This is a genomic window from Streptomyces sp. NPDC102406 (assembly GCF_044765725.1).
Lineage (GTDB): Bacteria > Actinomycetota > Actinomycetes > Streptomycetales > Streptomycetaceae > Streptomyces.
Map to the genome: position 1 here is coordinate 246,512 of NZ_JBIWKP010000009.1, position 14,106 is coordinate 260,617.

Genomic DNA, 14,106 nt, shown 5'->3' on the forward strand with positions numbered 1-14,106 from the left:
TCAGGCGGCCTTGCGGACCTGGACCGGGACCCGCAGCGGGCGCGAACCGGGCCCGCCCACGTGCGAGAAGGGCTGCGTACGCCAGTCGAGGCCCTGAGGGAGCGTCAACAGCAGCGCCGTGTCCTGCTCCTGCGTGCCCGTCACCTCGTCGGCGGGCCGCGCCTCGGCGGCCGGGCGCCCGGTGCCCGCACAGACGGTGAGCCCGAACGGATTCCAGGGCGAGGCGCACAGCGCGTGCTCGGGCAGGACGTCCTCGTCCGCCAGGAGCGCGATGGGCTGCGCGCAGTCCGGGCACAGGACCCGGTACATCTCGAAGGTGTCGTACGCGTCGATGTCGTCGTCGAGGACGTCGGGTTCGACGCCCTCCGGCAGGGACTCGACGACGTTCTGCTTGCGCTGGCGCGCGGGGCGTCCAGGACGCTTCACATTCTGCATGGGAATCTCCCCCTCGGGTGGGCCGACCAGGAGCCGCGGCCTCGACCACAGCAAGCACTTCCCGTCCCGCCCGCGAGGTAACCGCTTCACACGCGAGGACACGGCCCAAAGGGTGTGGCGTTCGTCACATGCCGATTGCGGATGCCGGGGGAGCGGTAGACGTGACGGCCGCTCGGGCCCCGCCGCGGCGGTCTTCGGGTATCCCGCGCGATCACGGGCCCTGTAGGTTCTGCCGCATGGAGGAGCTCGACCGACAGATCGTGCAGCTACTCGTCAAGGACGGGCGGATGAGCTACACCGACCTGGGCAAGGCCACCGGCCTGTCCACGTCGGCCGTGCACCAGCGCGTCCGCCGCCTCGAACAGCGCGGGGTGATCCGCGGGTACGCCGCCGTCGTCGACCCCGAGGCGGTGGGGCTGCCGCTCACGGCGTTCATCTCCGTGAAGCCGTTCGACCCGAGCGCCCCCGACGACATCGCGGAGCGCCTCGCGGGCGTCCCCGAGATCGAGGCGTGCCACAGCGTCGCCGGCGAGGAGAACTACATCCTGAAGGTCCGCGTGGAGACCCCGCACGAACTGGAGAACCTGCTGGCGCGGGTCCGCTCCCTGGCCGGTGTCTCGACCCGCACGACGGTCGTCCTCTCGACGCCCTACGAGGCCCGGCCGCCGCGCATCTGAGGGCACCCCGCCACAGGGGACCCCGACGCCCGCGCGGAGCACCCGGCGCGGGAGAATGCCCCTCATGAGCACGCCCCCCAGCCCCCGCACCGTCCTCCTCCGGCGCGGCGAGGTCCACAGCCCCGCCGACCCCTTCGCCACCGCCATGGTGGTGGAGGCCGGCCATGTCGCCTGGGTCGGTTCGGAAGGCGCGGCGGACGCGTTCGCGGACGGCGTGGACGAGATCGTCGACCTCGACGGCGCCCTGGTCACCCCGGCGTTCACCGACGCCCACGTCCACACCACGTCGACCGGGCTCGCCCTCACCGGCCTCGACCTCACGGCCGCCCGCTCCCGCGCCGAAGCCCTGGCGCTCGTCCGGGACCACGCCGCGGCCCGCCCCGCCGACCGGGTCCTGCTCGGCCACGGCTGGGACGCGGCCCGCTGGCCCGACGGCCGCCCGCCCTCCCGCGCCGAACTCGACGAGGCCACCGGCGGCCGGCCCCTCTACCTCTCCCGGATCGACGTGCACTCCGCCGTCGTCAGCACCGCCCTGCTCGACCTCGTGCCCGGCGTCCGGGACCGCGCCGGATACGCGCCCGACGAGCCCCTGACGCGCGACGCCCACCATGCCGTACGCGCCGCCGCCCTCGGCGCGGTCGGACCGCAGCAGCGCACCGAGGCCCAGCGCGCCGCCCTGCGGCACGCCGCCTCCCTCGGCATCGGCTCGATCCACGAGTGCGGCGGCCCCGACATCTCCTCCGAGGACGACTTCACCGCACTGCTCGACCTCGCCCGCTCCGAGCCGGGCCCCCGCGTCGCCGGGTACTGGGCCGACCGTGACATCGAGCGGGCCCGCTCCCTGGGCGCCCTCGGCGCCGCGGGCGACCTCTTCGTGGACGGCGCCCTCGGCTCGCACACGGCCTGCCTGCACGCGCCCTACCAGGACGCCGCCCACACCGGCACCGCCTACCTGACGGCCGAGGACGTCGCCGCACACGTCGTCGCCTGCACCGAGACGGGCCTCCAGGCCGGTTTCCACGCGATCGGCGACGCCGCCGTCACCGCCGTCGTCGACGGAGCGCGCGCCGCCGCCGAGAAGGTCGGCCTCGCGCGCGTGCGCGCCGCCCGGCACCGCGTCGAACACGCCGAGATGCTGACCCCCGAGACGATCGCCGCCTTCGCCGAGCTCGGGCTCACCGCGTCGGTGCAGCCCGCCTTCGACGCCCTGTGGGGCGGCGAGGACGGCATGTACGCCGACCGCCTCGGCGCCGAACGGGCGCGCACGCTCAACCCGTTCGCCGCCCTGCTGCGCGCCGGTGTGCCGCTCGCCTTCGGCTCCGACAGCCCGGTCACCCCGCTCGATCCGTGGGGCACCATCCGCGCCGCCGCCTTCCACCGCACACCCGAGCACCGCATCTCCGTGCGCGCCGCCTTCACCGCCCACACGCGCGGGGGCTGGCGCGCCGTCGGCCGCGACGACGCCGGGATCCTGGTGCCCGGCGCCCCCGCCGACTACGCCGTCTGGCGCACCGACGAACTGGTCGTCCAGGCACCGGACGACCGGGTGGCCCGCTGGTCGACCGACCCGCGCTCCGGCACCCCCGGCCTGCCGGATCTCTCACCCGGCGCCCAACTCCCCGTCTGCCTGCGGACGGTGGTGTTCGGCCAGCCGGTCTTCGTAGGGCCGGACGAGTGATGTACCGGGGCGGCGCGCACCGGATCCCGGTTCCCTGCGGTCCCACGCGACCTGCGTATCCTCCGCCCTGACCAGGCGACTTCATGAGAAGGCCCAGGTCGAACGGCTGTTGACAGACCGCGGCGGTCGGCGGGTAGGTTCGGCCGGGTCCACCACCTTTCGCACGACCGGGCGAACCAGGCAGTCGTAGAACGCAGACCGGCGCCCGCGCCACGGGGCGCCGGACCGTTCCGGCCGGTCGGCGAGGTGCGACCCGGGTGGGGCCCGGGCGTTCAGTAGACAACGGCTTTCGGTCGACCCGCAGCCAGCGGGCCCCAGGTCGGCCCGAAGGACGTCCGGCCCCGATCCGCAGTGTCGGCCCGAGCTGCGGCGCTCGCTATGGTGGTCCCCTTGTACTGAAGTTCTAAGGGGAAGCTGTGAGCGACGGCGGCGGGCGCGGGTTCGGCCCTCTGGGTACGGCCTTGGTGATCATTCCGACCTATGACGAGGCGGAGAACATCACGTCCATCGTCGGCCGTGTCCGGGCGGCGGTCCCCGCGGCCCACGTCCTGGTCGCCGACGACAACAGCCCCGACGGCACGGGCAAGCTCGCCGACGAGCTGGCCGCCGACGACGACCAGGTCCACGTCCTGCACCGCACCGGCAAGGAGGGGCTCGGCGCCGCGTACCTCGCCGGTTTCGCCTGGGGCATGGAGCACGGATACGGCGTCATCGTCGAGATGGACGCCGACGGCTCCCACCAGCCGGAGGAACTTCCGCGGCTGCTCACCGCGCTCAAGAGCGCGGACCTCGTGCTCGGTTCGCGCTGGGTGCCCGGCGGGCGCGTCGTGAACTGGCCCAAGTCCCGCGAGTTCCTCTCCCGCGGCGGCTCCACGTACTCACGGCTCCTGCTGGACGTCCCGATCCGCGACGTCACCGGCGGCTTCCGCGCCTTCCGCCGCGAGACCCTGGAAGGCCTCGGCCTCGCCGAGGTCGCCTCGCAGGGCTACTGCTTCCAGGTCGACCTCGCGCGCCGCGCCGTGAAGGCCGGCTATCGCGTCGTCGAGGTCCCCATCACCTTCGTCGAGCGCGAGCTGGGCGACTCCAAGATGAGCAAGGACATCGTCGTGGAGGCCCTGTGGCGCGTCACCACGTGGGGCGTGGGCGAGCGGGTGGGCAAGATGCTCGGCCGCACGCCGGACAGATCCTGACGGCGCGGCAGGCCCGCCGCTCGCAACGATCTTGATTTCCCGCTTACGTCACTCGGACGTGTCCCCAGGCACACTGGGGGCATGAGCACTGGCACTCCGCCCCGCAACCAGCCCACGAAGGCCCGGCGCTCCCGGGTCCGCACCCTCCTGCCGCTCGGCGTCGCCGCGTGGGTGATCCTGGAGATCTGGTTGCTCACGGTGGTGGCAGGAGCGGTCGGCGGCTTCACGCTGTGCCTGCTCCTGGTGGCGGGCTTCGTGCTCGGCGCCGTCGTGATCAAGGCGGCGGGCCGCCGCGCCTTCCAGAACCTGAGCGAGACGCTCCAGCGCGGGCAGTCGGGCGGCGTGGAAGCGGGCGAGCAGCGGCCCCAGGGCAACGGGCTGCTGATGCTCGCCGGACTGTTCCTCATGATCCCCGGCCTGATCTCGGACGCCCTCGGCCTGCTGCTGCTTGTCCCGCCGGTCCGCGCGGCCCTGAGTCGTTCCACGGAGCGCGCCGTCCAGCGGCGGATGAGCGCGGCCACCCAGGGCGCGTTCGGGGCCGCGTTCCAGCAGGCGCGCGGGGACCGGCCCGGGGGCGGCACGGTGATCCAGGGCGAGGTCGTCAGGGAGGACGCCGGGCCCGCCGGTCGCGGGGACGACGCGGACCCGCGCCCGCCGATCATGCCTTCGTAGGGCACGACAAGACGGCCGGGGCCGGACACACGGTGTGTGTCCGGCCCCGGCCGTCTCGCGTTGTGCCGGTCCCCCTCGGGTCAGGCCGACTTGCGGCTGTCCCTCGGGTGGACCGCGATGTTCATCGCGCCCGATCGCAGGACGGCCAGACGCTCCTCGAGGACCTCTTCGAGCTCCTCGCGGGTGCGCCGCTCCATCAGCATGTCCCAATGCGTACGGGCCGGCTTGGCCTTCTTCTCCTCAGGACCGTCGCCGTCCACGAGGAGTGCCTGGGCCCCGCAGACCTTGCACTCCCACTCCGGCGGGATCTCGGCCTCCACCGAGAAGGGCATCTCGAAGCGATGTCCCTTCTCGCATGCGTACTCCACGGCCTGGCGCGGAGCCAGGTCGATACCGCGGTCCGTCTCGTAGCTCGTCACTACGAGGCGTGTACCGCGAAGAGCTCGCTCACTCATGAATCGTGCCTCCCGGGCTTGTCGCCCACAGGACAGGTGTCGCTGTCGTCGTCATCCGGTCAACGTCCGGTCGGCGGTAAAGATTCCCGTTCCGGGTCATGCGTCGCCGTCGTAGCCGCCCCTTGTTGTACCCACCGACGCCCGGTTTGTCACATCTGACACCAGATGTCACCTAGCGTCTGGCATTCTTGACGTGCAGTAACGGTACGCCTGGCAGGCCAACCGCGTACACTACCGGCCTTTGCCCTCGGATGCTAAATCCGGGCCGATTCGGGACTGCCGCGTCGCGCGCCGCCAGGGCCCGATCGCCCCTTCCCCGGTCGCTCATCCCGTGCGCGCGGCGATGCGTCGCCTCCTTCCCGACCGGCACGAGATGCGGGAACAGTGACCGTGACAGGGCCTGGGTACCCGCGAGGGCCGGGCCGATGCCGACCGTCCGGGTGAAGGTGCGGGCACCCGGACCGGCGCGCGTGCCGAGCGCCGGTCGCCCGGGCGGCGTAGGGGCACCACGCCGAACGCGCCATGTCGCCGCCGACATCGGGCCGATCCGCTCCACCGCCGCTCCGGCGGTCCTCAGGTCCACATCCCCCTGCCCTTGAGGACGTCGCGCAGCGTCTCGATGTCGTCGGACACCATGCCGTCGACGCCGAGATCGAGAAGGCGTCCCATCTCGGCCCTGTCGTTGATCGTCCAGACGTGGACCTGCACCCCGCGCGCGTGGGCGGCCCGGACGAAGCGGCGGTCGACGACCCGGACCCCGGACCGGGCCACGGGTACCTGGGCGCACACGGCGGAGCGGCGCAGCGCGGCGGGCATCCCGTACGACCTCAGTCGCAGCCCGAGCACTCCCTTGGTGCCGTACGACGTGGCGAGCCGGGGACCGGCCAGTGCCTGGGCGCGGGCGATACGCGCCTCGGAGAACGAGCCGACGCAGACGCGGTCCCACGCGCGCGTGCGGCGGATCAGGTCGAGGAGGGGGAACAGCGCGGCCCCCGCCTTGACGTCGACGTTCCAGCGCACGTCGGGGAAGGTCTCCAACAGCTCCTCGAAGAGCGGTACCGGTTCGCTGCCCGCCACGCGCGCGTGGCGCACGTCCTCCCACGGGAGGTCGGCGATGAGGCCGCTGCCGTCCGTGACCCTGTCCAGCGTCGCGTCGTGGAACGCGACGAGCCGTCCGTCGGCCGTGGCGTGCACGTCCGTCTCGATGTAGCGGTAGCCGAGGCCGATGGCGCGGCGGAACGCGGCGACGGTGTTCTCCAGGCCGTCCGCCGCCCCGCCGCGATGCGCGAGGGCGAGGGGCCCGGGATGGTCGAGGTAGGGGTGGCGTACGTGCGCGGTCACCGACGCAGTATCGCCCGCCGTCCCGGCTCCTCGGCGGCCACGGCGGGGGCCGCCGGCGCGGGGACGGCGCAGACCCGCAGGAAGAACTGGGCCAGCGGCCCGATCGCCAGGGCGTACAGGACCGTGCCCACACCGATCGTCCCGCCCAGCAGGAAACCGGTGGCGACGACCGCGATCTCGACGGCCGTGCGCATCAGGCGCAGCGAGCGGCCGGTGCGTCGGTGCAGCCCGGTCATGAGGCCGTCACGCGGGCCGGGACCGAACCGGGCCGCTATGTAGAGGCCGGTCGCCACCCCGTTGAGCACGATGGCGGCGAGCAGCAGCGGCACACGTATCCCCAAGGCGTGCACGTCCGGGACGAGCGCCAGGGTGCCGTCCATGGCGAGGCCGACGACGAAGACGTTCGACACCGTGCCGAGCCCCGGGCGCTGGCGCAGCGGGATCCACAGGAGCAGCACGATGGCGCCCACCGCGATCGACACGACGCCGATGGAGATACCGGTCAGCTCGGCGAGCCCCTGGTGCAGGACGCCCCAGGGCTCCAGACCGAGCCCCGCCTCGACGAGCAGCCCCGAACTGGCGCCGAACAGCACCAGACCCCCGTAGAGCTGGACCAGTCGGCGGACGACGGAGCCGCCGGCCGGGACGGACGACGACCCCAATGATCTGAACAAGGAATGCCCCCTGTGGTGATAGTGGCCTGGCACATGACACTCTGTGGCGTGGAAACGGATGGCAACCATGGCCAATTCCGGGAAGGTGGACTGATTTCGATGGCGCAGTGGACTTCGGCGATCGGCTCGACCCAGCTCGCCCGGCTGCTCACCTCGCAGCAGGCGCGCCCGGCGGGGCCCGGCACGCGCCGCCCACCGGCCTACCGCGCCCTGGCGGACGGCATCCGCCTGCTCGTCCTGGAGGGCCGCGTCCCGGTCGCCGCCCGCCTCCCCGCCGAACGGGAACTGGCGCAGGCGCTCTCGGTGAGCCGGACGACGGTCGCCGCCGCCTACGAGGCCCTGCGCGGCGAGGGGTTCCTGGAGTCCCGCAGGGGAGCGGGCAGTTGGACCGCCGTCCCCGCGGGCAACCCGCTGCCTGCCCGCGGCCTCGAACCCCTGCCGCCCGAAGCGCTCGGCTCCATGATCGACCTCGGTACCGCGGCCCTGCCCGCCCCCGAACCCTGGCTGACCCGCGCCGTCCAGGGCGCCCTCGAAGAGCTCCCGCCCTACGCGCACACCCACGGGGACTACCCGGCCGGGCTGCCCGCGCTGCGCTCGATGATCGCCGAGCGCTACACCGCGCTCGGCATCCCGACCATGCCGGAGCAGATCATGGTGACGACCGGCGCGATGGGCGCCATCGACGCCATCTGCCACCTCTTCGCGGGCCGCGGCGAACGGGTCGCGGTCGAGTCGCCCAGCTACGCCAACATCCTCCAGCTCATGCGCGAGGCGAGCCTGCGGCTGGTCCCGGTCGCCATGGCCGACGGCCTGACCGGCTGGGACCTCGACCGCTGGCGGCAGGTCCTGCGCGACGCCGCGCCCCGGCTCGCGTACGTCGTCGCCGACTTCCACAACCCGACCGGGGCCCTCGCCGACGAGGAGCAGCGCCGCTCGCTGGTGGACGCCGCGCGCTCGGCGGGCACGGTGCTCGTCGTGGACGAGACCATGACAGAACTGCACTTCGACCCGGATCACGTGATGCCCCGCAGGGTCTGCGCCTTCGACCCCGCGGGGTCGACCGTGATCACCGTCGGCTCGGCGAGCAAGGCGTTCTGGGCGGGCATGCGGATCGGATGGGTACGGGCCGCCCCGGACGTGATCCGCAGCCTGGTCGCCGCGCGGGCCTACGCGGATCTGGGCACACCGGTCCTCGAACAGTTGGCCGTGCACTGGCTGCTGAGCACCGGAGGCTGGGAGGCGGCCGTGCAACTACGGCGCGACCAGGCCCGCGACAACCGGGACGCGCTGGTCGCGGCGGTGCGGCGGGAGCTGCCCGGCTGGAGTTTCGACGTTCCCGACGGCGGGCTGACCTTGTGGGTGAAGGCGGGTGGCCTGTCGGGCTCCCGGCTCGCCGAGGTCGGGGAGCGGGTGGGGGTGCGGGTGCCGTCCGGGCCGCGGTTCGGCGTCGACGGCGCCTTCGAGGGGTACGTGCGACTGCCGTTCACCGTGGGCGGCGCCGTGGCCGACGAGGCGGCGACACGGCTCGCGGCGGCGGCCCGGCTCGTCGGCGAGGGGCAGGCCGCGGGCGGGGACGTGCCACGCACTCTCATCGCCTGACGGGCGACGCCCCCTGCCTCTTTCCGCTCTCCCCCTACCGCTCCGCGAGCGCTTCGGCCGCCTCCGGGATCACCTGCGGCGGGGCCGCGTCCGCCGGGATCTGCTCCTGCGGGATCTCCCGCGGGACGGTCTCCAGCGCGATCGTCTCGCCCGTGGGCGCCCGACCCGTGACCGGCTCGCTCGCGACCGTCTCCTTCGGGACCGCCTTGCCCGGCGCCGGTTCCACCGGGACGGCCTCGGCCGCGCCACCGGCGTGCTCGGGGGCGTCGGCAGAGGTGGTGGGCGCGGCTGCGGCGGGCGCGGCAGCGGAAGGCGCTTCACCCGCGCGCGTGGCGGCGGAAGTGGCTTCGCCCGCGCGCGCGGCGTCCGCCGGCATCGTCCGCTCCGGCAGCAGCGCGATGACCGCGCGGCGATGGGCCTCGCTCGTCGCCTCGTCGTGCGGGTCGGGCGTGGCCGGCACCTGGAGGCGGTGGACCTGCCCGGAGCCGAGCCGGGCGTAGCCGCGCCCGGGCGGCACGTCGGCGGTGGGCGTCGTCCGGGGCAGCAGGCCGAGGACGTCCTGGAGTTCGGCGGGCGTCGCCGGACCGAGCACCACGCGCGCGCGGGTGTGCTGGCCGACCACCTCGTCGAGGGCGCCGAGGCTGTCGAACTGCTCCGCGACGACGACCGTCACCCCGGCCGCGCGTCCGTGCCGCAGCGGGACCTGGAGCAGGGACTGCGGGTCCTCGCGCCCGTCCGCCGCCGCCAGGTGCCCCAGGGCGGTGGGCCGGTCCAGCAGGATCCACAGGGGCCGCTTGATGTCCTCCGGCGCGGGGTGCCCGGCCTGCCGCGCCCGGTTCGCAGAGATCAGCCGCCGCTCGGTCTCGTGCGCGGCCCACTCCAGGCTGGCCAGGGCGCCCGCGAGCCCCGACTCCACGGCGAGGACGCCGGACCGCCCGACCAGACAGGCGTAGTCACCGGTGCCGCTGCCCTCGATGATCAGGACGTCCCCGTGCTGGAGGGCCTGGAGCGCGATCGAGCGCACGAGGGAGGTCGTCCCGCTGCCGGGCTGGCCGACGATGAGCAGATGGGGCTCGGTGGAGCGGATGCCGGTGCGCCACACGACGGGCGGCGCGTCCCGCTGCTCCTCGCCGTCCAGGACCGGGAGCGTGCGCTGCACCCCGGTCTCGTCGGTGAAGCCGAGGACGGTCTCGCCGGGGGAGGTGACGAAGCGCTGGGCGGCGATGTCCGTGGGCAGCGGGGCGAGCACCGTCACTGTCAGACGGTTGCCCTCCTCGTCCCATCCGAAGTGGTACTCGCGGCCCCGGCCCAGTTTGGCGTTGAGCAGTTGCTCGATACGGGCACGGGACTCGGCCTCGCCGTCGGTGAAGTAGGCGGGGTAGCGGATCGAGAGCTTCTGGAAGCGGCCGTCGGCGTCGAAGTCGTAGGCCTCGAACGCCTTTTCCCACTCGCCGCCGTGGGCGTACAGCGGGCTGGGGTCCTCGGGTACGGAGAAGTACGGGACGAGCGCTTCGTAGAGCGAGGACAGTCGCTGGACCTGCGATTCGTCGGGCCCGCTGTCCACCGGCTCCTTCGGCTCGCGACCCTTCCACGCGGCAGCGCCCATCAAGGAGACGAACGCCAGCAGCGGCCCGTAGGGCAGGAAGACCATGACCAGGACCACGGCGCCCACCAGGAACAGCAGCGGCCCGCGCCGGTCCTTGGGGGTGCCGACCCACTTGCGCCGCCCGGCCGCGGCCAGCCGGCGCAGTCCACGAGTGATCGTGATCAGTGGGTGGAGTACGTCGGTGGCGCTGTCGGCGGCCGTCCGTGCCATGTCCCGGCTCCGGGCGATCGAGGCGCTGCCATTGCTCAGGATGCGGGGGAGGGGGCGCCTGGCCACGTCGGTCTCCTGATGGTGTGTGCGGGTGGGTGTGCCGTCAGAACTTGATCCCGCCGAGCAGGCTGGCGAGGCTCGCGCCGCCCGCCTTGATGCTCGGGGCGATGGCCGTGCCCGCCAGATAGAAGCCGAGAAGGGCGCAGACCAGTGCGTGCGAGGCCTTGAGGCCGTCCTTGCGGAAGAACAGGAAGACGATGATGCCGAGCAGCACGACGCCCGAGATGGACAGGATCATGAGGTTCTCCTGGGTGAGGGGACAGTCACCATGAGTTCTTCCAGGCTCACAGCATGTATCCATACGACAAAAGGTGCAAATGGGTGGCATCGTTCTTTTTTCACCCATTCAGCGGGCGGGCGGTGTGCCGGGCTGCCCGGGGCGTCGAGCCGGACGATCGTCCGCACCGGCGGTGATCCTTGCCTCGGCGGGGTCGGCCCATGTCTGCCGGTGGGCAGTACTCTGTCGATTCACTCGTACGGCCGCACGGCTGTACCGGCACGTATACGAAAGGCGGTCCGGCCGATGAGCGAAGCCCCCGACCCGGAGGTCGTGGAGCTGGCCACCAAGATCTTCGATCTGGCCCGCAGGGGCGAGAGCGAGGCGCTCGTGGGGTATGTGGACGCGGGCGTTCCGGCCAACCTCACGAACGACCGTGGCGACACGCTCGTCATGCTCGCCGCCTACCACGGCCATGCCGAGGCGGTACGTGCCCTCCTCGCGCGCGGAGCCGACGCCAACCGCGCCAACGACAAGGGGCAGACCCCCCTCGCGGGCGCCGTCTTCAAGGGCGAGGAAGGCGTGATCCGGGCGCTGCTCGACGGGGGAGCCGATCCCGCCGCGGGGACGCCGTCGGCCGTCGACACGGCCCGGATGTTCGGCAAGACGGAGCTGGTCGAACTCTTCGGAGCTTCCTGAAGCACCGGCAGTGACCAGGCAAAACGGGGGTACGCGAAATGTGGTCGCGGTGGGTAGAACCGCTGGGTCATGATGACGGCGTGAGGTACGGACGCGACGGTGGGGCAGGTGATGCCCACGAGCCGCGCGGGTCGTGATCGGCCCGGGATCGGGCCTTGGACGAGAGGCAGAGAGATGGTCTACAGCAAGCTGGAGACGGCGGGCGTCCCGACGTGTTGTCGCGTGGCCAGGTAGGTGCAGGTTCCCGGTTGCGTCGACGCTTGATGTGAGGCTGTTTCCCATGTTCGAACCGGTCATAGCGCCCAGCGGTACGCTGCTCGGCCTGTTGCAGCGGGGCCGCGGCGACGGCACCCTGCACGCGCTGACGGCACCGCGGGCCGAGGCGCTCGCGGCCCTCGACCACTGCGTGCGGAGCGATCCCCGCCGCGACTGGCAGGTGGAGAACCGCTCCCTGTACTACGCCCGCCTCTACCTCGACCTCCACGGCGAGCTCGGAGCGATCGAGCGACACCTCTTCGACCCCGACGACCTCGTCGACACCGACGAGTCCCGTACCGGGCTCGCCCTCGCGGTCCTCGGCCACCTCGCCTCGTACGGCAGGCGGGACGCCCTCGCGCTGCTGCGCAGGTATGCCGCCTCCGGCTCCAACTGGGCCTGGGCCCTGGACGAGCTGGCCCTGCGCGACGACGACGCGGGCCTGCGCGCCCTCGCCGAGCCCGTCCTCGCCCGGTTCTCCGCGCAAGACGAGGCGGAACTCGTCGCCGCCGTCCGCGACGCCTTCGAACCACGGCCCTGGCGGCTGTGGGCCGAGGATTCCCGGCCCCACGTGCGGGCACGCGTGCGTGCCGCCCAGGAAGCCGGGTCGTTCGACCGCTGGCAACGGCAACTGACCCCCGCGGGCCCCCGCCCGGAGTGGAGCGTGCGGGCCGTCCTCGACTGGGCCCAGGAAGGCCTCGAACGCGGAGCCGTCCTGTACGTGCCCGCCGCGCGCTGCCTGGCGGCCGTCGCGGGACCCGAGGACCGCGCCCAGATCGTGCGCGCCGCGCAGGACGGCACCGACGGCGCCCGCTGCACCGCCCTGCGCTACCTCGCCGACGCCCACGACCCCGACGTCCTCGACCTCATCGAGGCCGCGGTGGAGTCACCCGCGCGCGTGGTGGTGGACGCCGCCCTCGACTCCTTCGAGCGCATGCGCAGCCTCGCCACCGTCGAGCGCGCCCGCCGCTGGGCCCGCAGGCCCGACGCGCTCGGCGCCGCCGCGGGCCGCGTGCTCGCCTGCCGGGGCGCCGCCGCCGACAGCGACCTGGTGCTCGACGCCCTGCGGGAAGCGGTGCGGGGCGACGGGCCGGACGCCCCCACCCTGTGGCCCCTCGTCGACGGGGCGGGCCGACTCGGCATCGCCTGCGCCGCGCCCGTGCTGCGCCACATCTACCGCGAGACCGCCTCGTCCCATCTGCGCGGGCGCGCCGCCCGCGCCCTCGCCGTCACCGACCCCTCCTTCGCCGCCGGATTCGCGGTCGAGTGCCTGTGGGACTGCGAGGAGTCCACCCGCGAGGTCGCGGCCCGCCATGCCGAGACCGGCGACGCCCGCGTCGTCGACCAACTGCGCAGGCTCGCCGCCGACCCGGCCGAGGAGGCCGAGGTGCAGACCGCCGTCCGCGCCAGGATCGGACCGGACGCGCCGGCGCTGTGAGCGGCTGATGCCGGGAGGCGGCCCGAGGGCCGCCTCCCGCCGTTCTCCCTCCGCCTCCCGCGCCGGTACGCGGGCAGCATGCATCGTTGAACGATCCCTCGATACCCACGTGGTGCGATACCCATGTTGTCTCGTTCCTGTATCTACGCTTGAATGCGGCCGTGGCCATGGAAGAACCGAACGCACTCGCCGACGACCGCGCGCTGCTGGGACGTACCAGCACCGCCGAGCGCGTCGCCGACATCCTCAGGAGCCGCATCGCGGACGGTTTCTTCCTGCCCGGCACCCGCCTGTCCGAGGACAGCATCGGAGGCGCCCTCGGCGTCTCGCGCAACACCCTGCGCGAGGCGTTCCGGCTGCTCACCCACGAGCGGCTGCTCGAACACCGGCTGAACCGCGGGGTGTTCGTACGCGTCCTCAGCGTCGACGACGTCGAGGACATCTACCGGATCCGCCGCATGATCGAGTGCGCCGTCGTACGCTCCCTCGGCGAACCCCCGTACGCCCTCGACCGGATCGCCGCGGCCGTCGCCGACGGGCAGCGCGCCGCCGAGGCCCGCGAGTGGAAAAGCGTCTCCACCGCCAACATCCACTTCCACCGCGAACTCGTCGCCCTCGCCCGCAGCGAGCGCACCGACGAGCTGATGCGCAGCGTCCTGGCCGAACTGCGGCTCGCCTTCCACGTCGTGGACGATCCGCGCGGCCTCCACGAGCCCTACCTCGCCCGCAACCAGCAGATCGTCGAGGCGCTCCGCCGCGGGCACAAGGAAGCCGCCGAGGCGCTGCTCGCCGACTACCTCGACGACTCCCGTGACGGGCTCGTCGAGGTGTACGGGCAGCGGGTCCCGGCGGCCCTGTAGCCGCCCCGGACCACCGTCGCATCTGCGTCGTTTCGACCGT

Annotated in this window: 14 protein-coding genes; 8 read left to right on the forward strand and 6 right to left on the reverse strand. The window is 73.2% G+C overall.

Features of this window, described 5'->3' with window-relative positions; genetic code table 11:
- Complete coding sequence (locus ACIRF8_RS30055; protein ID WP_404219792.1) at positions 1-435, reverse strand: hypothetical protein; 435 nt, start codon at positions 433-435, stop codon at positions 1-3.
- 236 nt (positions 436-671) lie between these two features.
- Between ACIRF8_RS30055 and ACIRF8_RS30060 the strand changes: the two genes are divergently transcribed.
- The 4 genes from ACIRF8_RS30060 (at position 672) to fxsA (ending at position 4,652) form a co-directional block, all read left to right on the forward strand.
- Positions 672-1,112, forward strand: coding sequence for an Lrp/AsnC family transcriptional regulator (locus ACIRF8_RS30060; RefSeq protein ID WP_324767677.1), 441 nt, complete (start codon positions 672-674; stop codon positions 1,110-1,112).
- Between the two features lie 64 nt (positions 1,113-1,176).
- Positions 1,177-2,790 (forward strand): amidohydrolase, encoded by a 1,614-nt coding sequence (locus ACIRF8_RS30065; protein WP_404219794.1) that lies wholly within the window; start codon positions 1,177-1,179, stop codon positions 2,788-2,790.
- Positions 2,791-3,206: 416 nt separating this feature from the next.
- On the forward strand, positions 3,207-3,980 hold the full coding sequence (locus ACIRF8_RS30070; RefSeq protein ID WP_404219796.1) for a polyprenol monophosphomannose synthase: 774 nt from the start codon (positions 3,207-3,209) through the stop codon (positions 3,978-3,980).
- Positions 3,981-4,061: 81 nt separating this feature from the next.
- Positions 4,062-4,652: an FxsA family membrane protein gene (fxsA, locus tag ACIRF8_RS30075; RefSeq protein ID WP_404219798.1), complete on the forward strand. Its 591-nt coding sequence runs from the start codon at positions 4,062-4,064 to the stop codon at positions 4,650-4,652.
- An 80-nt stretch (positions 4,653-4,732) separates the two neighbouring features.
- On the opposite strand, the gene ACIRF8_RS30080 is transcribed toward fxsA, so the two are convergent.
- From ACIRF8_RS30080 to ACIRF8_RS30090, 3 genes are all read right to left on the reverse strand, one after another.
- Complete coding sequence (locus ACIRF8_RS30080) at positions 4,733-5,107, reverse strand: RNA polymerase-binding protein RbpA (RefSeq protein WP_003977404.1); 375 nt, start codon at positions 5,105-5,107, stop codon at positions 4,733-4,735.
- Between the two features lie 573 nt (positions 5,108-5,680).
- Entirely contained in the window at positions 5,681-6,448 is a 768-nt protein-coding gene (locus tag ACIRF8_RS30085) for a glycerophosphodiester phosphodiesterase (protein WP_404219800.1), read from the reverse strand.
- On the reverse strand, positions 6,445-7,191 hold the full coding sequence (locus tag ACIRF8_RS30090; protein ID WP_404219802.1) for a YitT family protein: 747 nt from the start codon (positions 7,189-7,191) through the stop codon (positions 6,445-6,447). Before ACIRF8_RS30090 ends, ACIRF8_RS30085 begins: the two co-directional genes overlap by 4 nt.
- Before the next feature lie 30 nt (positions 7,192-7,221).
- On the opposite strand from ACIRF8_RS30090, the gene ACIRF8_RS30095 reads away from it, so the two are divergent.
- Positions 7,222-8,721 carry a PLP-dependent aminotransferase family protein gene (locus ACIRF8_RS30095; protein ID WP_404219804.1) on the forward strand — a complete coding sequence of 500 codons (1,500 nt, stop codon included), beginning with the start codon at positions 7,222-7,224 and terminating at the stop codon, positions 8,719-8,721.
- 34 nt (positions 8,722-8,755) lie between these two features.
- On the opposite strand, the gene ACIRF8_RS30100 is transcribed toward ACIRF8_RS30095, so the two are convergent.
- Together ACIRF8_RS30100 and ACIRF8_RS30105 are read right to left on the reverse strand one after the other, a co-directional pair.
- A complete protein-coding gene (locus ACIRF8_RS30100) occupies positions 8,756-10,603 on the reverse strand; it encodes a hypothetical protein (RefSeq protein ID WP_404219806.1) in 1,848 nt (615 codons plus the stop codon).
- Positions 10,604-10,640: 37 nt separating this feature from the next.
- A complete protein-coding gene (locus tag ACIRF8_RS30105; protein ID WP_324767692.1) occupies positions 10,641-10,835 on the reverse strand; it encodes a hypothetical protein in 195 nt (64 codons plus the stop codon).
- A gap of 285 nt (positions 10,836-11,120) precedes the next feature.
- Here ACIRF8_RS30105 and ACIRF8_RS30110 point away from each other — a divergent pair, with 285 nt between their 5' ends.
- From ACIRF8_RS30110 to ACIRF8_RS30120, 3 genes are all read left to right on the forward strand, one after another.
- A complete protein-coding gene (locus ACIRF8_RS30110; RefSeq protein ID WP_404219809.1) occupies positions 11,121-11,513 on the forward strand; it encodes an ankyrin repeat domain-containing protein in 393 nt (130 codons plus the stop codon).
- Positions 11,514-11,793: 280 nt separating this feature from the next.
- Complete coding sequence (locus ACIRF8_RS30115; protein WP_404219811.1) at positions 11,794-13,206, forward strand: HEAT repeat domain-containing protein; 1,413 nt, start codon at positions 11,794-11,796, stop codon at positions 13,204-13,206.
- A gap of 167 nt (positions 13,207-13,373) precedes the next feature.
- On the forward strand, positions 13,374-14,066 hold the full coding sequence (locus tag ACIRF8_RS30120) for a GntR family transcriptional regulator (RefSeq protein ID WP_404219877.1): 693 nt from the start codon (positions 13,374-13,376) through the stop codon (positions 14,064-14,066).
- Positions 14,067-14,106: the final 40 nt, after the last annotated feature.